16 protein-coding genes are annotated in these 19632 nt (G+C 65.6%); 12 read left to right on the forward strand and 4 right to left on the reverse strand.

Going from position 1 to position 19632, the window contains the following annotated elements:
* Nucleotide 1: 1 nt before the first annotated feature.
* The 9 genes from ACFPPA_RS15750 to ACFPPA_RS15790 all read left to right on the forward strand — a co-directional run bounded on the left by ACFPPA_RS15750 (nucleotide 2) and on the right by ACFPPA_RS15790 (nucleotide 11665).
* Complete coding sequence (locus ACFPPA_RS15750; RefSeq protein WP_377321599.1) at nucleotides 2-1234, forward strand: ABC transporter permease; 1233 nt, start codon at nucleotides 2-4, stop codon at nucleotides 1232-1234.
* 127 nt (nucleotides 1235-1361) lie between these two features.
* The gene (locus ACFPPA_RS15755) at nucleotides 1362-2681 is read left to right on the forward strand and encodes an ABC transporter permease (protein WP_377321730.1); all 1320 of its coding nucleotides are present in this window, start codon (nucleotides 1362-1364) and stop codon (nucleotides 2679-2681) included.
* Nucleotides 2682-2692: 11 nt separating this feature from the next.
* Nucleotides 2693-3907 carry an ABC transporter permease gene (locus ACFPPA_RS15760; RefSeq protein WP_377321732.1) on the forward strand — a complete coding sequence of 405 codons (1215 nt, stop codon included), beginning with the start codon at nucleotides 2693-2695 and terminating at the stop codon, nucleotides 3905-3907.
* A gap of 91 nt (nucleotides 3908-3998) precedes the next feature.
* Nucleotides 3999-5831, forward strand: a complete 1833-nt coding sequence (locus tag ACFPPA_RS15765) for a DUF885 domain-containing protein (protein ID WP_377321601.1) — start codon at nucleotides 3999-4001, stop codon at nucleotides 5829-5831.
* Between the two features lie 215 nt (nucleotides 5832-6046).
* Entirely contained in the window at nucleotides 6047-7393 is a 1347-nt protein-coding gene (locus ACFPPA_RS15770) for a sigma-54-dependent transcriptional regulator (RefSeq protein ID WP_377321603.1), read from the forward strand.
* Nucleotides 7394-7510: 117 nt separating this feature from the next.
* The gene (locus ACFPPA_RS15775; RefSeq protein ID WP_377321605.1) at nucleotides 7511-8923 is read left to right on the forward strand and encodes a sensor histidine kinase; all 1413 of its coding nucleotides are present in this window, start codon (nucleotides 7511-7513) and stop codon (nucleotides 8921-8923) included.
* 59 nt (nucleotides 8924-8982) lie between these two features.
* On the forward strand, nucleotides 8983-9927 hold the full coding sequence (locus ACFPPA_RS15780; protein ID WP_377321607.1) for an SPFH domain-containing protein: 945 nt from the start codon (nucleotides 8983-8985) through the stop codon (nucleotides 9925-9927).
* A gap of 17 nt (nucleotides 9928-9944) precedes the next feature.
* Entirely contained in the window at nucleotides 9945-10391 is a 447-nt protein-coding gene (locus ACFPPA_RS15785) for an NfeD family protein (RefSeq protein ID WP_377321609.1), read from the forward strand.
* Entirely contained in the window at nucleotides 10388-11665 is a 1278-nt protein-coding gene (locus ACFPPA_RS15790; RefSeq protein ID WP_377321610.1) for a threonine/serine exporter family protein, read from the forward strand. Before ACFPPA_RS15785 ends, ACFPPA_RS15790 begins: the two co-directional genes overlap by 4 nt.
* A gap of 220 nt (nucleotides 11666-11885) precedes the next feature.
* On the opposite strand, the gene ACFPPA_RS15795 is transcribed toward ACFPPA_RS15790, so the two are convergent.
* From ACFPPA_RS15795 to ACFPPA_RS15805, 3 genes are all read right to left on the reverse strand, one after another.
* Nucleotides 11886-12209, reverse strand: coding sequence for an H-NS histone family protein (locus ACFPPA_RS15795; protein WP_377321612.1), 324 nt, complete (start codon nucleotides 12207-12209; stop codon nucleotides 11886-11888).
* Nucleotides 12210-12474: 265 nt separating this feature from the next.
* Complete coding sequence (locus tag ACFPPA_RS15800) at nucleotides 12475-14175, reverse strand: proline--tRNA ligase (protein ID WP_377321614.1); 1701 nt, start codon at nucleotides 14173-14175, stop codon at nucleotides 12475-12477.
* A gap of 123 nt (nucleotides 14176-14298) precedes the next feature.
* Nucleotides 14299-14718, reverse strand: coding sequence for a DUF4124 domain-containing protein (locus tag ACFPPA_RS15805; protein ID WP_377321616.1), 420 nt, complete (start codon nucleotides 14716-14718; stop codon nucleotides 14299-14301).
* A gap of 112 nt (nucleotides 14719-14830) precedes the next feature.
* On the opposite strand from ACFPPA_RS15805, the gene ACFPPA_RS15810 reads away from it, so the two are divergent.
* From ACFPPA_RS15810 to rimI, 3 genes are read left to right on the forward strand one after another with little or no spacing between them, the layout of a single operon-like run.
* Entirely contained in the window at nucleotides 14831-15613 is a 783-nt protein-coding gene (locus ACFPPA_RS15810) for a CDP-alcohol phosphatidyltransferase family protein (RefSeq protein WP_377321618.1), read from the forward strand.
* On the forward strand, nucleotides 15610-16104 hold the full coding sequence (locus tag ACFPPA_RS15815) for a hypothetical protein (protein WP_377321619.1): 495 nt from the start codon (nucleotides 15610-15612) through the stop codon (nucleotides 16102-16104). The genes ACFPPA_RS15810 and ACFPPA_RS15815 overlap by 4 nt, the downstream gene beginning before the upstream one ends.
* A gap of 5 nt (nucleotides 16105-16109) precedes the next feature.
* Entirely contained in the window at nucleotides 16110-16589 is a 480-nt protein-coding gene (gene rimI, locus ACFPPA_RS15820) for a ribosomal protein S18-alanine N-acetyltransferase (RefSeq protein ID WP_377321621.1), read from the forward strand.
* Between the two features lie 56 nt (nucleotides 16590-16645).
* On the opposite strand, the gene ACFPPA_RS15825 is transcribed toward rimI, so the two are convergent.
* Nucleotides 16646-19477, reverse strand: coding sequence for a valine--tRNA ligase (locus ACFPPA_RS15825; RefSeq protein ID WP_377321623.1), 2832 nt, complete (start codon nucleotides 19475-19477; stop codon nucleotides 16646-16648).
* Between the last annotated feature and the right edge of the window lie 155 nt (nucleotides 19478-19632).

The raw sequence follows: 19632 nt of genomic DNA on the forward strand, positions 1-19632 counted from the left end.
CATGGATATTCTTCCGATTCTCTCCACGCTGCGTCGGCACAAGCTCACCGCCTGGCTGCTGGTCCTGGAAATCGCGCTGACCTGCGCGATCGTCTGCAATGCGGTGTTCCTGATCGGTCAGCGCCTGCAGCGGATGGACATGCCCAGCGGCGTCGCCGAGCACGAGTTGCTGCAGATCCAGGTGGCCAATGTGGTGCAACCGGCCAATCCCTATGCGCGCGTGCAGGAGGATATGGCCGTGCTGCGCCAGGTTCCGGGCGTGCAGTCGGTGGCCTTCACCAACCAGGTGCCGTTCGGCGGCTCGTCATCGAATGGCAATGTCATGCTCGATCCGAACCAGCCCCAGCGCACGCTCAACGCGACCACCTACTTCGGCGAAAATCTGGTGACCACGATGGGTGTCCAGCTGGTTTCCGGGCGCGACCTGCAACCGGATGACTTCGTCGATGTGGAAACGGCATTGAAGGGGCTGAGCAGCGGTGACAACAAGAGCCTGCCGCATGTGACGCTGATCACCTCGACACTGGCCGGGCGCCTGTGGCCAGGACAAAACCCGCTTGGCCGCATCATCTATCTGACGCCACAGGTGGGGTTGCGTGTGGTCGGTGTGCTGGCCAGCCTGGCACGGCCGAACGCCTATGATGCCAGCAAGGCTCAGTACACCATGGTGGTTCCGTTGCGTATGGGCGCGGACAAGGGCGAGAGCTACGTGATCCGCACCCGGCCGCAGGATCGTGAGCGCGTGATGAACGCGGCACTGGCGGCGCTGAAGAAGGCCGATCCGCAGCGCGTCGTGACGACCCAACGAACTTTCGACGAAGTGCGCCACCGGTTTTTCCAGGACGACCGTGCGATGGCCGGCATGCTGGTCGGCGTGATCGCGGCGCTGCTGATCGTCACCGCGCTGGGCATCGTGGGGCTGGCCAGCTTCTGGGTGGCGCAGCGCCGCCGCACCATCGGCGTCAGGCGTGCGCTGGGTGCCACCCGGAGCAACATCCTGCATTACTTCCAGACCGAGAACTTCGTGCTCGCCACGATCGGCATCGCACTGGGCATGGTGCTGGCGTACGGAATCAACCTGTTCCTGATGCTGCATTACGAGCTGCCCCGCTTGCCTGCGGTCTATTTCCCGGTCGGTGCGATCGTGCTGTGGCTGATCGGCCAGCTGGCGGTGCTCGGCCCCGCGCTGCGTGCGGCGGCGGTGCCGCCGGTGGTGGCGACAAGGTCGGTGTGATGAACAAGGAACCTGCAGGAGCGCACCCTGTGCGCGATGCTCTTGGGTGCATCGTGCGAAGAGCATTCGCGCAAAGGGTGCGCTCCTACCGGATAACGGCAGTTTTGTTGGTTGACGAGGGCACATGATGTTCGGTTATTACCTTGATCTGGCCCTGCGCAGCCTGAAGCGCAACGTGATGCTCACGGCGCTGATGATCGTGGCGATCGCGGTGGGGATCGGCGCCAGCATGACCACGCTGACGGTGATGCACCTGTTGTCGGGCGATCCGCTGCCAGGCAGAAGTGCAGATATCTACTACCCACAGGTGGATGCCTCGCCGGCCGGCTACACCAAAGGTGGCCCGCTGGATATGCTCGACTACCGCTCGGCGGTGGATCTATGGAGCGCGCATCGGGCCGACCGCCAGGCGTTGATCGCGGGCAGCGATGTCAAGGTCCGCGCGCCCGATGTCAAGTTGCCGCCCTTGATGGTGCCGATGCTGGCCACGACCTCCGACTTCTTTGCGATGTTCAAGGTGCCGTTCCAGTACGGCGGCGCCTGGACTGCTGCGGACGCCGCCAACCGTGCGCGCGTGGCCGTGATTTCCTCGGACCTCAACGACAGGCTGTTCGGTGGTGCCGATAGCGTGGGCAAAACCTTGCGCTTGAAAGACAGCGACGTGCGAATTGTCGGCGTGATGAATACGTGGCGCCCCTCGCCGCTCTTCTACGATGTGCGCGGTGGGCGCTTTGCCGAGGGCCAGACCTCGTCGTTCTACGACAAGCCCGAAGGCGTATTCATGCCTTTTTTCAGCGGGCTGGAGGTCAACGAAGGCAATTTCTGGCAGTTCACCTGCTGGGGCAAGGTTGCCACGCCGGGGCATCTGCAGGACGCGCCGTGTGTCTGGGTCGGCTTATGGGTGCAACTGGACAACGCAACCAAGGTGGCGGATTACCGCGCCTTCATTGCGCATTACGCGCAGCAGCAAAAGGTGCTGGGGCGTTTCGCCAATACCGATACTCGCATGCCGAGCCTGATGCAGTGGCTGGTGTTCAACCATGTGGTACCCAGTGACGTGAAGCTGCAGACGTGGCTGGCGTTTGCGTTCCTCGCCATTTGCCTGTTCAACATGATTGGCCTGCTGCTGGCCAAATTCCTGCGTCGCAGCAACGAAATCGGCGTGCGTCGTGCTCTTGGCGCCAGTCGTGGCGCGGTGTTCACGCAATGCCTGGTTGAGGCCGGGGTGGTCGGCGTGGTCGGCGGCATCGGTGGTTGGTTGCTGACCCTGCTGGGCCTGTGGCTGGTGCGACGGCAGCCGGTCGAGTACGCCGATCTCGCGCATCTGGACATCGGCATGTTCGGGTTGACGTTCGCGCTCGCCGTTGCGGCCAGTCTGTTGGCCGGCCTGTTGCCCGCGTTGCGAGCCAGCCGGGTGGCACCGGCGTTGCAGTTGAAAACGTTGTGAGGACCGGGACGATGCAGATCAAGCCCATTCTTTCCGCGCTGCGCAAGCATCGCCTGTCCACGGTCCTGATTGCGCTGGAAATCGCGCTGGCCTGCGCGGTGTTGTGCAACGCCTGTTTCATCATTTCCCAGCGCATCGCGGCAATGCATATTGTCAGCGGAGTGGATGAAGCTGCACTCGCCTCGGTGCAACTGACCGGCTACGACTCCGCGCAAGCGGCCGATGTGGACGCACGGGCCCTCGCCGCCCTGCGCGCCGTTCCCGGTGTGGAGTCGGTGTCGCCAATCAATTCCATCCCGTTCGGCAGCCGCCGTGGTACCGCTGGAATCAGCACCGATGCGGCCGGTGAACATTTTGGCGGCGTGATCGAATTCTACGTGGGTGGTCCGGGCAGCTTGCAGACGCTCGGCGCCAAGGTTATCGCCGGACGCGCTCCGCAGATGGATGACTTTCACGCGTTCACCGGCTTCATGCCCGATGAGGGCAGCGTCCAGATCACGCAGTCCCTGGCCAACCATTTGTGGCCGGGCGCCAATCCGCTCGGCAGGGAGTTCTGGGTGCTGAAGTCGCACTACCGCGTTGTCGGCGTGCTGAAGAACCTGGTCCGGCCCGATCCGACGGGATGGACGCCAGAGCAGCGCCAATGGTCTGTATTCCTGCCTGCGCAGCCGGGTCCGTATCTGACTGGAAGTTACCTGTTGCGAGCCCATCCCGGGGATTTGCCGCGCGTGCTGCGCGATGCGCTCGCGGCCGTTGCCAGAGCGGTGCCGGAAGTGGTGATTGATCGGGAAGACAGTCGGACCTTGACCGACTTGCGTCACGACGTCTTCAAGAACGACCGCGCCATGGCGGGCATGCTGGTCGGCGTGATCGCCGCACTGCTGCTGGTCACCGCGCTGGGCATCGTCGGACTGGCAAGTTTCTGGGTGCAGCAGCGGCGCAAGCAGATCGGCATCCGTCGTGCGATCGGCGCCACCCGCGGCGACATCCTGCGTTACTTTCAGACCGAGAATTTCCTGATCGTCACCTTCGGCATCGCGTTGGGCATGGTGCTGGCGTTCGCGATCAACCTTCTGCTGATGCAGCACTACGAGTTGCCGCGCCTGCCGCTGTACTACCTGCCGATCGGCGCGCTGGCGCTGTGGGTGCTGGGCCAGTTGGCGGTACTCGGCCCCGCGCTGCGTGCTGCGGCCGTGCCGCCGGTGGTGGCGACAAGGTCGGTATGAGAACCATGCTATCTGGCACGGGAGCGCGCGGCCCGCGCCGGGCACAATCGTCAGGTCTGAATCTTCTCTACACCCACAAGGATGCCTCTGCATGAAAATCTTGCCATTGCTGATTTGCGCGAGCCTGCTGGGCTCGGTGACGTTGACGGTATCCGCCCAGGCAGCCCCTGCGGCGCAGGCGGCTTCGACTGCCGATGTGGCCACGCGGGTGAAGGCGCTCAATGCGCTGCTGGCCGAGCAGTGGCAGTACAACCTGAAGAATTCGCCGGAATTCGCCACCATCCTGGGCGACCTGCGCTACAACGACCGCTGGAGCGATGTCTCGCTGGCGCACCAGGCGGCCGACCACCGGGCCACCCAGGATTTCCTCAAGCGGTTCGAGGCGATCGACACCCGCGGCTTTGCCGACAGCGACAAGCTCAACCAGCAGTTGATGGTGCGGCAGTTGAAGGATCAGCTGCGAGGCTACGAGCTGAAGCTCAGCGAAATGCCGCTGGACCAGATGAGCGGCATACATATCGCGCTGGCCGGCTTCGTCAGCTCGATTCCATTTCACAACGTCAAGGAATACGACGACTACCTGGCCCGCCTGAAGGCGGTGCCCAAGCTGTTCGACCAGGTCACCGAAGTGGCACGGCAGGGCCTGCGCGACAAGATGATGCCGCCGAAGTACCTGCTGGAAAAAGTCGCCACGCAGATCGGCAGCATCGAGAAGCCGGCCGGGATGGACAGCGTGTTCGCCGAACCGCTGAAGCATTTTCCGAAGTCGATACCAGCGGCGGATCAGAAGCGCCTGCACGATGCCATCCTCGCGGCGATCGCCGATGACGTGCGTCCGGCTTACGCGAAGCTGGGCCGGTTCGTGGCCACGGACTATGCGCCGCACGGGCGCAGCCAACCGGGCGTGTGGGATCTGCCCAACGGCGATGCGATCTATCGCTACGATGTCGAGCAGATGACCACGACCAAGGAGACGCCGCAGCAGATCCACGAGATCGGCCTGGCCGAGGTGAAGCGGATCGAGGGCGAGATGACCGCGATCGCCAAGGCTCAGGGCTTCAAGGATCTGGCCAGTTTCCGTGCCTCGCTGAAGTCCAATCCGAAGACGCACGCGACTTCGCGTGAGGACATCCTCAATCGCTACCGTGGCTATATCGCCGGCATGCAGCCGGAGCTGCCCAAGCTGTTCGGCCTGCTGCCGAAGACCAACGTGGTGGTGATGCCGGTCGAGGCGTTCCGCGAGAAGGAGGCGGCGGCCGCGGAATACCACCCCGGCACGCCGGACGGCTCGCGGCCCGGGCAGATCTTCGTCAATACCGGCGACTTCGCCAATCGCAGCGTGCTGACGATCGAGTCGACCGCCTATCACGAGGGCATCCCAGGCCATCATCTGCAGATCTCGATCGCGCAGACCCTGCCGAAGCTGCCGCCGTTCCGCCAGCAGGCCGGCTACACCGCCTACATCGAGGGCTGGGCACTGTATTCGGAGCAACTGGGCAAGGAGGTCGGTTTCTACAAGGATCCATTGTCCGACTACGGCCGGCTGGTCGACGAACTGCTCCGTGCCGATCGGCTGGTGCTGGATACCGGCGTGCACTACAAGCACTGGACGCGCCAGCAGATGGTGGACTTCTTCCACGCCCATTCCAGCGAGGACGAGCCGGACGTGCAGGCCGAGACCGATCGCTACATCACCTGGCCCGGCCAGGCACTGGCCTACAAGACCGGCGAGCTGAAGATCCTCGAGCTGCGCGCGCGCGCGAAGAAGGCATTGGGCGACCAGTTCGACATCCGCGCCTTCCACGACGAGATCCTCAGCGGCGGTGCGTTGCCGCTGGACGTGCTGGAAGCGCGGGTCGACGACTGGATCGCGGCGGTGAAGGCGGGCAAGGCGCCGGCGCATCCGGTGACGGTTTCCGGGTGAGTTGAGCCGGCGCTTGCCGGCGGGGCGTGTCGCGAGCGCGGCGCACCCGCCGGCAGCAGTCTCCGTACGGGTGGGAATGGCCGGGTTCGGCCATCCCGTGGCGGTTTTGCCCTGGGTATCGACCGATTCGACGGTGCGGGTGGTTTGAATAGTTCGTTGGTCATGGCAACCTTCCAGGCTGGAGCGGCATCCATGTCCGCATGTGCAGAAGAAAGATGCGAACCGTCCTGATCATCGACGACAACCCGGCCGTGGGCGAGGCGCTGTCATTGGCGCTGTCGCTGCACGAAATCCGTCCGTTGACCGCGTTGACCCCCGACGAAGGCCTGGCCCTGCTCGAGCGCGAGGCGGTCGACGTGGTGATCCAGGACATGAATTTCACCGCCGACACCACCTCGGGCAAGGAGGGCATCGCCCTGTTCCGCGCGATCCGCGAGCGCCATCCGGATCTGCCGGTGATCCTGCTCACCGCGTGGACCCATCTGGAAACCGCGGTGGAACTGGTCAAGGCCGGTGCTGCCGATTACCTGGCCAAGCCGTGGGACGACAACAAGCTGCTGGCCACGGTGGAGAACCTGCTCGAGCTTTCCGAGTCCACCCGCGAGATCACGCGCAGCCGGCGCGAGCGTCGCCAGCGGCGTGAGCAGCTGCAGAAGAAATACGACCTGGACGGGCTGGTGTTCGCATCCGAGGCGATGGCGCGCACGCTGGACCTGGCCTGCCAGATCGCCCGTTCGGATGTCTCGGTGCTGATCACCGGCCCCAACGGCACCGGCAAGGAACGCATCGCCACGATCATGCACGCCAATTCGGCGGTGAAGCGCGGCCCCTTCGTCGCGGTGAACTGCGGCGCGCTGCCGGGGGAGCTGATCGAGGCGGAGCTGTTCGGTGCCGATGCCGGCGCCTACACCGGCGCGAACAAGGCACGCGAGGGCCGCTTCGAGCTGGCCGATGGCGGCACCCTGTTCCTCGACGAGATCGGCAACCTGCCGCTACCGGGCCAGATGAAACTGCTGCGGGTGCTGGAGACCGGCCAGTTCGAGCGGCTCGGTTCCGGCCGCACCCGCCAGGTCAAGGTGCGCGTGCTGAGCGCGACCAATGCCGACCTGAAGGCGATGATCCGCGCCGGCACGTTCCGCGAGGACCTGTACTACCGGCTCAACGTGATCGAGGTGAACCTGCCGCCGCTGGCCGAACGCAGCGACGACATCCTGCCGCTGGCCGAATACTTCCTGGATGGCCGTGGCGAACTGGGCGATGCGGCGCGCGAGGCGCTGCAGGGTTATCCGTGGCCGGGCAATGTGCGCGAATTGAAGAATGCGATCGAACGCGCCGCGCTGCTGGCTGGCGGAGGACCGATCACCCCCGAGCTGCTGAACCTGCCGCAGCATGTATCGACCACCGCCCGCAATCTGGACGAACCCAGCCGCGAAGCGGTCGAGGGCGCACTGCACAAAGCCGACGGCGTGGTCAGTCGTGCCGCGCAGAGCCTGGGCCTGTCGCGCCAGGCGCTGTATCGGCGGATGGAGCGCTACGGGCTGGCGAGCCAGGCTCAGGTATAGACTCTTGCTCGCAGGGCTGGCGTCAAATGCGGTTTGCCACAGCGGCTGTTGCCGGAGGGGTCATGCACTACCGAACGCTCATGACACCGTGTCGTTGAACCTGCGCGGAGCCTTGCGATGCTGCGACTGAATTCCCTGCAGATGCGGCTGACCGCGTTGCTGGCGGTGGCCGGGCTGGCCGGCGCCCTGATCTACGCGGGCGTCACCCAGTGGCCGCTGCCGCAGCTGCTGCAATGGCTGCGCAAGGATCTGGCGTTGACCATCCATGCACCGATGCCGCTGGGCATCTACGGCGGCATGCTGGCCAGCCTGATCGTGCTGTTGCCGCTGGCATTCTGGCTGGCCGGACAGGTGATGGCGCCGGTAAGCCGCCTGCTGCGCGCACTGGAAGGCGCGGTAGCCAGTTATCGCGATGGCGATTTCAGCTTCTCCATCGCGATCGACCGCCGCGATGAGCTGGGCGAGCTGATCCGGATGCACAACGCGCTGGGGCAGACCCTGCGCGAGCAGCGTCAGCATCTGGTGCAGCGCGAGCTGTTGCTCGACACGGTGGTGCAGAACACGCCGGTGGCGCTGGTGCTGACCGATGCGGTGGGTCGGATTGCCTATGCCAACATCGCTGCGCGGCATCTTTTCCACGGGGGCCGCAACCTGGTCGGGCTGGATTTTGCCGAGCTGCTGGCCGACACGCCCGAAGCGCTGCGGCGGGCGGTGGATAGCGGTGAGGACGCCCTGTTCACTGTGGAAATGGACGGCGGCGAGGAGACCTTCCACCTGTCGCAGCGGGCGTTCCGGCTGCAGGGGCGGCCACATCGGCTGCAGTTGTTCCGGCGCATGACGCGCGAGCTTTCGCGACAGGAAGTGGCGACCTGGAAGCGGGTGATCCGGGTGATCAGCCATGAGCTCAACAATTCGCTGGCGCCGATTTCCTCGCTGGCCCATTCCGGCGCTGAGTTGGCGCGTCGCGGCGATATCGAGCGGTTGCCCGGCGTGTTCGCCACCATCGGTGAGCGCGCGCGCCACCTGCACGGCTTCATCGCCGGTTACGCCAGTTTCGCCAAGCTGCCCACGCCGCAACCGGTGGCGGTGGAGTGGGCGCCGTTCCTCGAAGGTCTGGCGCTGCACTGCCGGTACCGCATGGCCACGCCGGTGCCGCAGCAGCCGGGACATTTCGACGCGGTGCAGATCGAGCAGGTGCTGATCAACCTGATCAAGAACGCGCATGAATCGGGCGGCGCCGACGACGAGGTCACCCTGTCCCTTGTGGAGACCGCCAGCGAATTGCGCATCGAAGTGGCCGATCGGGGGCCGGGCATGAGCGAGACGGTGCTGGCGCAGGCACTGCTGCCGTTCTATTCGACCAAGCGTTCGGGCACCGGCCTGGGGCTGGCGCTGGCACGCGAGATCACCGAGGCGCACGGCGGGCGCGTGACCCTGGCCAACCGCGAGGGCGGTGGCCTGAGCGTGAGCCTGCGGCTGCCGCTGATGCAGGCGCAAGCGCAGGTGCAGGTGCAGGCTTCAACGCGGTAACCGTCCTGCCGGGCCCGCTCACCTATACTCATGGCTTCATCTGGATAGGGGAAGGGCACATGGGACAGATTCTTGCGCTGGTCATCGTATTTCTGGTCGTCATCACGATCGCCAAGCTGGTGCGCATCGTGCCGCAGGGCTACGAGTGGACCGTGGAGACGTTCGGCAAGTACACCAGCACGCTGAGCCCGGGCCTGCATTTCCTGATCCCGGTTTATCAGGCGGTGGGGCGCAAGATCAACATGATGGAGCAGGTGCTGGACGTGCCCAGCCAGGACGTGATCACCAAGGACAACGCCGTGGTGAAGGTCGACGGCGTGGTGTTCTATCAGGTGCTGGACGCATCCAAGGCGGCGTATGAGGTGTCCAACCTGGAACAGGCCTCGCTGGCGCTGGTGATGACCAATATCCGTACCGTGCTGGGCTCGATGGACCTGGACGAAAGCCTGAGCAAACGCGACGAGATCAATGCGCGCCTGCTGCGCGTGGTCGACGAGGCGACCCATCCGTGGGGCGTCAAGGTCAACCGCATCGAGATCAAGGACATCGCGCCGCCGCGCGACCTGATCGACGCGATGGCGCGGCAGATGAAGGCCGAGCGGGAGAAGCGCGCCAATATCCTCGACGCCGAAGGCTTCCGCCAGGCAGCGATCCTCAAGGCCGAAGGCGAGAAGCAGTCGGTGATCCTGTCGGCCGAAGGCGACAAGGAAGCGGCGTTCCGCGCCGCCGAGGCGCGCGAGCGCTCGGCCGAGGCCGAGGCGAAGGCGACCACGATGGTGTCCGACGCGATCAGCGGCGGCAATGTCAACGCGCTGAACTACTTCGTCGCCAACAACTACGTCGAGGCATTGAAGGAGATGGCCAAGTCGCCGAACCAGAAAATGCTGCTGCTGCCGATCGAGGCGACCGGTATCCTCGGTTCGCTGGCAGGCATTGCCGAGCTGGCGAAGGAGTCACTGGGTCAGCAGCAGAAGTCGGTGGCGGTGCAGCCGCCGCTGCGCTGAAACCGGAGTCGATGATCATGTGGGAACTCTCTGCACATTATCTGTGGTGGATCCTGGCGCTGATGCTGATCGCCGGCGAAATCCTGTTGCCCGGCTATTTCCTGCTGTGGATCGGTCTGGCCGCGGCGGCGATGGGCGCATTGCTGTGGGTCGTGCCGTCGCTGGGCCTGCTGGCGCAGGCCGTGCTGTTCGGCCTGCTGGCAGTGGCGGCCTGCGTGGCCTATGCGCGCCTGCTGCGACCGAGGCTGGAACGGCGCGACCCGGGCAGCGACCGGCTCAACCGGCGTGCCGAGCAGATGATCGGCCAGCGTTACGAACTGATCGAGCCGATCGTCAACGGTCGCGGCAAGGCCCGCGTGGGTGATGGCCAGTGGCTGGTCAGCGGTCCGGACCTGCCGCTGGGCAGCACGGTGGAGGTGATCGCGGTCGATGGCAGCACGCTGAAGGTGCGCGCCGCGGCATGAGCGCCGGCCCCGCCATCAATCAGCCGTTTGCCACTACCGCGCTGACCACGCGCATCGCGTTCCTGCTCGAGCTGGCGCGGCGCCTGCATCAGTACGGCACCACCGCGCCACGGCTGGAGATAGCGGTGGCCGGCGTGGCACAGCGGATGGGGCTGGCCGCCGATGTGTGGTCCAGCCCCACCGCGATCATCATCTCGTTTTCGGACCTGGCCCAGGGCGAGGAGGGCGTGGCGCAGAGCACCCAGGTGATGCGGCTGGCACCGGGCGACGTGAACCTGGCCCGGCTGTGCGAGGCCGATCAGATTGCCGACCAGGTGATTTCCGGCGACCTGGAACTGCGTGAGGGCTTTCACCGCCTGCGCGCCCTGAGCCGGCCCGAAAGCCGGTTCGCGCAGGCCGCGGTGATTGCCAGTTACGGGCTGTCGGCCGCGAGTATCGTGGCGTTGTTCCTGCACAGCTCGTGGCCGGATCTGCTGACCGCCGGCCTGATCGGCCTGATCATCGGCGCCATCACCATTCTTGCCGCCAGCCGGCCGCGGCTGGCGATTGCCAGCGAGGCGGTCTGCGCGATGGTCGCCACCACCATCGCGATCGTGGTCAGCGCCCTCGTGGTGCCGCTGGCGATCAAGGCGGTGGTGCTGGCCAGCCTGATCGTGCTGATTCCCGGCATGTCGCTGACCACGGCGGTCCGCGAATTGTCCAGCCAGCATCTGGTATCCGGCGTGGCCCGCATGGGCGGCGCGGTGACGACCCTGCTCAAGCTCACCTTCGGCACGGTGGCGGCGACCCAGCTGTGTGCCGCCGTCGGCATCCAGGCGCGCGACTATGCGTTGCCGCCGTTGCCGGGCTGGATGGACTATCCCACCCTGCTGCTGGGCGCGTTCGGCTTCGCCATCCTGTTCCGGGCGGCACGCCGCGACTGGCTGGTGGTGATGGGGGCGGTGATCGTGGGCTATCTGTCCACGCGCTGGGGTGGCCGGATATCGGGTGCGGTGCCGTCGGCGCCGTTCGGGGTATTCCTGGGCGGTTTTCTGATCAGCGCGCTGGCCAACTTCTATGCGCGGTACGCCGGTCGTCCCGGTGCGGTGATCCGCGAGCCGGGCATCATCCTGCTGGTGCCCGGCAGCGTGGGCTTCCGCAGCATGTCGTTTCTGCTCGACCGCGACACCGATCTGGGCCTGGATACCGGCGTGCTGTTGCTGACCCTGCTGGTGTCGCTGGTGGCCGGGCTGATGTTCGGCGAGCTGCTGGTTTCCCCCCGTCGGTCGCTGTAAGACAGAAGTTGCCGGCCTCAGCGATCTGCACGTGACCCGTGCATCAAGAGGGCGAACCTGCACGGCACTTTCGCCCCCTCCCCCAAAAAGGGAGAGAAATCTGTCGCCCGTCGATTGATGGGTGCCGGCTTTGCCTGAGGTGGAGAGTGAAACGGCGCGTGAGACGAGTACAAGAAAACGCCGGCACGAAGCCGGCGTTTCTTCATGGAAATGGCGCCGATCAGATCGCCAGGTCCTTTTCCTTCTTGCCGGCCTTCAGCGCGTCGTTGAACCAGTGCGGACGCTTGCCGCGGCCGGACCAGGTCTGTGCCGGGTTGGCCGGGTTGCGGTATTTCGGCGGAACCGGGGTGCCCGTGCGCTTGGCCTTGCCGCGGGTGCTGCCGAAGATGTCCTCGAAGGCATAACCCTCGGCCTTGATCAGCGCATGAATCTTGTCGCGCAGTTTGACGACCTTTTCCTTGCGCAATTCATTCTGGCGCATCTGCGCCTTGCTGATCAGGTCATTGAGCTGGGTGTGATTGAGATTCTTGATATCGACGGCCATGATTGACTCCCGGGGTGAGTGTCGGTTTAAACAGTCTGGGTATTATTGGGGACAATGCCCGACGTATTGACGGTTGTTGCGGGCGGGATTCTCGCCGATTTGCCCGGTATTTGCAAAGAGTGACCGGGGTGTGAGTACGGTTTCACATTAAGCCGCGATTATTGTCGTGACGGGTAAATCGAATGGATCGGGGTTATGGTTTCATTCCTCCGATAAGGAAACGGCCGCCCACGGCGACCGTTTCTCCCAATTGCATCGGCACGATTCAACCCAGCAGGGCAAACAATTCGTCCTCGCTGAGCGCGCGGCTTTCGCTTTCCTCACGCGCACGATATTCCAGCGTGCCGGCGGCCAGTCCACGCTCGCTGACCACGACACGGTGCGGAATGCCGATCAGTTCCATATCGGCGAACATGCCGCCGGGACGCAAGCCGCGATCGTCCAGCACGGTCTCGATGCCGCGCCGGTTGAGCGACTGGTACAACGCCTCGGCCGCTTCGTTGACGGCGGCGGAGGCATTTTTCGGATTGATCACGCACACCGCCACGCGCCATGGCGCCATCGCCTCCGGCCACAGGATGCCGGCGTCATCGTGGCGTTGCTCGATGGCGGCGGCGACGATGCGGCTGACACCGATGCCGTAGCAGCCCATCGTCATCAGCTGGGCCTTGCCCTGGTCGTCGATCACCGTGGCATCCAGTGCCTGGGCGTATTTCTGGCCCAGCTGAAACACGTGGCCCACTTCGATGCCGCGGGCGATATGCAGCACGCCCTTGCCATCGGGGGACAGGTCGCCTTCGACCACGTTGCGCAGGTCGGCGGTGCGCCCGATGCGTGCGTCGCGATCCCAGTTGGCACCGGTCCAGTGCGTGCCGTCGGCGTTGCCGCCGCAGACGAAATCGGCCAGCACCGCGGCGTCGCGGTCGACGATCAGCGGGATCGAGTCGGGCAGGCCGACCGGACCGATGAAGCCGGGGCGGGTGCCGCAGGCGGCGAGGATTTCCTCCTCGCTGGCGAGTATCGATTCACCCGGCAGCTCGGCCAGCTTGCCGGCCTTGACCTCGTTGATCTCGTGATCGCCGCGCAGGCACAGCGCGACCAGGCCATCGCTGCCGCGCACCAGCAGCGTCTTCACGCATTGCCGCGGCGATACCTGGAGGAAGGCGGCGACGTCACCGATGGTTTTCTGGGTCGGCGTGTCCACCCGCTGCAGGGCCGCGCCGGCGGCGGGGCGTGCAAGGGTCGGCGGCAGTGCCTCGGCTTTCTCCAGGTTGGCGGCGTAATCGGAGCCGTCGGAAAACGCGATCGCGTCCTCACCGGAATCGGCCAGTACCTGGAACTCGTGGCTGGCATTGCCGCCAATCGCGCCGGTATCCGCCTGCACCGCGCGGAAGGTCAAGCCGAGCCGGGTGAAAATGCGCACATAAGCCTGGTACATCGCCGCGTAAGTTTCCGCCAGCGACTCCTGCGTGAGGTGGAACGAATAAGCGTCCTTCATCAGGAATTCGCGCGCGCGCATCACGCCGAAGCGGGGGCGGATCTCGTCACGGAACTTGGTCTGGATCTGGTAGAAGTTGACCGGCAGCTGCTTGTAGCTCTTCAGCTCGTTGCGGGCGAAATCGGTCACCACTTCCTCATGGGTCGGGCCGTAGCAGAACTCCTGCTGTTTGCGATCCTTGATTTTCAGCAGCTGGCCGCCGAATTTCTCCCAGCGACCGGTTTCCTCCCATAATTCCTTCGGCTGGATCGACGGCATCAGCATTTCGATCGCGCCGGCGCGGTTCATTTCCTCGCGCACGATGTTTTCCACCTTGCGCAGCACACGCAGGCCCAGCGGACTCCAGGTGTACAGGCCCGAGGCGAGTCGGCGGATCATGCCAGCCCGCAGCATCAGTCGATGGCTGGCGATTTCCGCATCGGCGGGGACCTCCTTGACGGTGGCCAGGTGAAATTGGCTGAGACGCATACATGCAATTCCGGCGTGAATGAAGACGGGCATTGTAGCGGGCTGCCGTCGCCGCCGGAGATTGCAGCCGGCGATGGCAGCCGGACGCTGCCATCGCCATGAAACGAGCGGTCTGCGGGGCCGCTACCTGGCCTGGCAATACTGGTCGTACTGGGCCTGGGCCGCGGCGACCTGCTGCTTGCGCTGGGCCGCGTCGAGCGCCATCGACTTGCCGTCCTGCTGCATCACGACCGGGCCGCTGCCCTGCAGGGTGGCCAGATTGGCTTTCAGCGATTCGCACAGCTTGCTGCGATTTTCCGGGGTATCGGCCACCGGTTTCTGCTCCACGCTGGGTTCATTGCTGCCTTCGGTATTATCCTTCGGCGCCGGTTTCACCAGCGGCTCCGCCGTGCCGGTGGTGGCCACCTTGGTGAATTGGGTGCCCTGCGCGGGCGGTGCCTGCGAGTAATGCACGGTGCCGCCGGCATCGGTCCATTTGTAGACCTGGGCGGTGGCTAGCGGAGCCAGCAGCAACAGCGCCACGGCAATCAGTGAACGATGCATGGGGGTACTCCATTTCATGGGAAACATGTGGTTTACCTTGTTATCACTCCGGCGGCCCGGACTCAAGCAGTCGATGGTTTACACTGCGTCTATCCCGTCACGGTCCTGATTCATGAGCGAGCACATGCCCGTCCGTCCGCCCCGACACCGGGGTATTTACCTGCTGCCGAACCTGTTCACCACGGGTGCGATGTTCGCGGGCTTCTACGCGATTATCGCCAGCATCGGTGGACATTACACCGATGCGGCGGTCGCGGTATTCATCGCCGCGGTGCTCGATGGCATGGACGGCCGGGTGGCGCGGATGACCGGCACCCAGACCGAGTTCGGCGTGCAGTATGACTCGCTGTCCGACCTGATCAGCTTCGGGCTGGCGCCGGCGCTGGTGATGTATACGTGGTCGCTGTCGGCCTTGCGCGATTTCGGGCCGTTGTGGGGCAAGCTGGGTTGGGCCTGCGCTTTCATCTACGCCGCCTGTGCCGCGCTGCGGCTGGCGCGCTTCAATACCCAGGTCGGCGTGGCCGACAAGCGCTATTTCCAGGGACTGGCCAGTCCGGCCGCGGCGGCGGTGTGCATGTCGTTCGTGTGGAGCGTGGACAAGTTCGGCCTGCCGGGCAGCGAATTCTGTTTTGTCACGCCGGCGATCATGGTGATCACCGGCCTGCTGATGGTCAGCCGGTTTCGCTATTTCAGCTTCAAGTCGTTGCCCACCGACGAGCGCCAGCGCGTGCCGTTCGCCTGGATGGTCGGTGCCGTGCTGCTGCTGGCGCTGCTGATCCTGGACACCGCGCGGGTGCTGTTCGTCGGATTCACGCTCTATCTGCTCTCCGGGCCGGTATGGACGATCTGGGGCCTGCTCACCCATCGGCGCCGGGTACGGCGCAACGCGGCATGAACGCGACCGTCTCCCCGGGTGTGAACGACAGCCATCGCGCCCGCGTGTTGCGGGCGCTGGGCGTGACGCCCTGGGTGCGGCGCGCGGCACCGGGCCTGCCCGCGGCCGCGGCCGCAGCGGTTCTGTCGTCGACGGCGCCGGGTGCGGACGTGGTTTGCGTGGTGGTGCTTCCACAGGGCTGCAGCACGCGGGAGCTCGATCTGCTCGGTCGTGCCCTCAATACCTGCGGCGCGATGCTGGCACGCGCGGCGCGCGTCACGGTCAGCGGCGGCGAGCTGGCGGCGGAGGTCCCCGCGGCGGCGGCCTATCTGGTATTCGGCGAGGCGCAGGCGCATGCGCTGGGGCGCGCCCTGCCAGCCGACGTGATGCAGCGTGCGCAGATCGTGCTGGCCGATGAACCGGCCCTGGTGCTCACCAGCTCCGGCGCCAAACGACGGCTGTGGAGCGCATTGCGCAACCTGCGCCGTGCGCTGGCCACCGTGGAGAGGTAGCGGCCATGGTCGCGGTCATCAAGCCGGTGGTCCAGGTGCGCGGCATGCGCATCGACGATCTGGACGTGGTCAGCGGGCTGGAAGTGCTTTCCTACGAGTTCCCGTGGTCGCCGGGCATCTTCAGCGACTGCGTGAAGGGCGGCCATCCGTGCTGGGTGCTGTGCGTGGATTCGGTGATCGCCGGCTATGGCATCCTCTCGATGGGAGCGGGCGAGGCGCATTTGCTGAACCTCTGCATCGCGCCGGATTATCGTGGCCGCGGACTGGGCCGCCATCTGCTCGGCCGGCTGCTGGATATCGCGCGCTGGAACGGTGCCGAGCGGGTATTCCTCGAAGTGCGGCCGTCGAATCCATCGGCGCAGGCGCTGTACGAGTCGGTGGGGTTCAAGGAGATCGGGCGGCGGCCACGCTATTACCCGGCGCGCGACGGGCGCGAGGACGCGATCGTGATGGCACTCGAGGCGGAAACGAGGGCCGAGAAGTGAGAAACGAGTGACGGCGGGCACGCTCGTACTCGTTTCTCACTCCGGTTCCTCCACACTCACTCCTGCAGTTTGCCTGCCTGTTCGCGCAGCGCGCCCAGCGTGGTGTTCCAGTCGCTGATGCGCTGGCGTTCCTGGCTGACGACTTCCGGCGGCGCGTTGGCGACGAAGCTGGCGTTGCCCAGCTTGCCCTCGCACTTCCTGATCTCGACTTCGATGCGGGCGATCTCCTTGGCCAGGCGGGCTTTTTCGGCGCCCAGGTCGATCAGCCCGGCGAGCGGGATCATCACGCGCAGCGAGCCGACCACCGCGGCGGCGGCGGCCGGCTCGTCGGCGCCGGCGTCGATCCAGCCCGGGGCCTCGACGCGGGCAAGGAAGCCGATCTGCGCGGCGAACTTGGCGGCGCGGGCGCGATCGTTGGCGTCGCCATCGGCGAGCAGCAGCGGAATCGTCTTGCCCGGCGGGATGTTCATCTCCGAACGGATCCGGCGAATGCCGCTCAGCACGTTCTTGAACCACTCGATCTCGGCCGTGGCCGCGTCATCGGCAACGATCTCCCCGGCGCGTGGCCACGGCCGCTGCATCAGGCTGGTTTCGCTCAGGCCGAGCTTCGGGCCCACCGACTGCCAGATTTCCTCGGTGATGAACGGGATCACCGGATGCATCGCGCGCAGCACGCTTTCCAGCACCACCAGCAGGGTGTGCCGGGTCGAGGCCGCCGCGACGGCATCGTCGCCGTTCAACGCCGGCTTGGACAGCTCCAGGAACCAGTCGCAGAACTCGTTCCAGACGAACTCGTACAGCGCCTGCGCCAGGTGATCGAAGCGGTAGCTGGCGAAGTGCTGCTCGACTTCCACCAGCGTCTGCTTCAGGCGGGTGAGGATCCAGCGCTCGGCCTCGGTCGCCGGCGCGCCGGACGGCGCCGCGATCTCGCCTTCGGGCAGGTTCATCAGCACGAAGCGCGAGGCGTTCCACAGCTTGTTGCAGAACGCCTTGTAGCCCTCGGCGCGCTTGATGTCGAAGTTGATCGTGCGGCTGTAGCTGGCCAGCGCGGCGAAGGTGAAGCGCAGCGCGTCGGTGCCGATCGACGGGATGCCGTCCGGGTAATCCTTGCGGATGCGCTTCTCGACCTTGGCGCGCACCTGCGGCAGCAGCAGCGAGCGGGTGGATTTCTCCACCAGCGGCTCCAGCTCGATGCCGTCGATCAGGTCCAGCGGATCGAGCGTGTTGCCCTTGGACTTGGACATCTTCTGGCCTTCCGCATCACGCACGATGGCGTTGATGTAGACCTCGCGGAACGGCACCTGGCCCACGAAATACCTGGTCGCCATGACCATCCGCGCGACCCAGAAGAAGATGATGTCGAAGCCGGTGACCAGCACCGCGCTGGGCAGGAAGATCTTGTCGTCCTGCCAGTTTGCCACGATCTCGCCGCGCTCGTTCTTCACCGGACCGTCGCCGGGCCAGCCCAGGGTGGAGAACGGCCACAGCGCGGAGGAGAACCAGGTGTCCAGCACGTCCTCGTCCTGGCGCAGCGCACCGACCGGCGGCGTGGCGGCGTGCGCGCGCGCATCGGCCTCGTCCTCGCCCACGAAGATGTTGCCCGCCTCGTCGTACCACGCCGGGATGCGATGGCCCCACCATAGCTGGCGACTGATGCACCAGTCCTGGATCTTGTCCAGCCACTGGGTATACGTCGTGGTCCAGTTCTCCGGCACGAACTTGATCTCGCCGGACGTCACCGCCTCGAGCGCCGGCTCGGTGATCGCCTTGCGGCCGCCCGGGCGGCCGTCCTTCTGTACGTCGGAGGTGAGGTCGACGAACCACTGGTCGGTCAGCATCGGCTCGATCACCGCGTCCGAGCGCTGGCTCACCGGCACCTGCAGCTTGTGCGGCCTGGTCTCGACCAGCAGGCCGGCGGCCTCCAGGTCGGCCAGCACCTGCTTGCGCGCCTCGTAGCGGTCCAGCCCCCGGTACTTCGCCGGGCCGTTCTCGTTGACCTTGGCCTCCAGCGTGAAGATGGTGATCGGCGCCAGTCGATGGCGCTGGCCGATCGCGTAATCGTTGAAGTCGTGCGCGGGGGTGATCTTCACGCAGCCGGTGCCGAAGTCCTTGTCGACGTAGTCGTCGGCAATGACTGGAATGGTGCGGCCGGTCAGCGGCAGGTGCAGCGACTGGCCGATCAGGTGCGCGTAGCGCTCGTCCTCCGGATGCACCGCCACGGCGACGTCGCCGAGCATGGTCTCCGGGCGGGTGGTGGCCACCACAAGACTGTCTGCACCGTCGGTGGTCATGTAGCGGATCGACCACATGTGGCCGTCGCGCTCGACGCTGTTCACTTCCAGATCCGACACCGCGGTGCCCAGCACCGGGTCCCAGTTGACCAGCCGGTTGCCGCGATAGATCAGGCCGGCGCGGTACCACTCGATGAATACCTTGCGCACCGACGCTGACAGCCCCTCGTCCATGGTGAAGCGCTCGCGCGACCAGTCGGCGGCGGCACCGATCCGGCGCATCTGATTGGTGATGGTGGAGCCGGACTCCTCCTTCCATTTCCACACGCGCTCGATGAAGGCGTCGCGGCCCAGGTCGTGGCGGCTCTTCTCCTCGACCGCGAGCTGGTTCTCGACGATCTTCTGGGTGGCGATGCCGGCGTGGTCGGTGCCGACCTGCCACAGCGTGTTCATGCCCTGCATGCGCTTGTAGCGCACCAGCATGTCCATCACCGTCTGCTGGAACGCATGCCCCATGTGCAGCGTGCCGGTGACGTTCGGCGGCGGCAGCAGGATGCAATACGGCTCGCCCTTGCCCGACGGCTGGAACGCACCGCTGGCCTCCCAGCGCGCGTACCACTTCGACTCGATCTGGGCTGGCTCGAAACTCTTTTCCATCGGGATTGGGCTCGCTGGCGCGCGCGTCGCGCGCGCCTGGGTCATGGGAGTGAACGGGTGATTGTACGGGGCGGGCGCCGGGCTGCCAAAAACCCGCCTCTCCCCCCTCTCCACGATGGGGAGGCCGGGGCTGAGGGGAGCGGGGTGCCGCGGGA

Origin of the sequence: Rhodanobacter ginsengisoli, assembly GCF_042657065.1 — a bacterium.
Lineage (GTDB): Bacteria > Pseudomonadota > Gammaproteobacteria > Xanthomonadales > Rhodanobacteraceae > Rhodanobacter > Rhodanobacter ginsengisoli.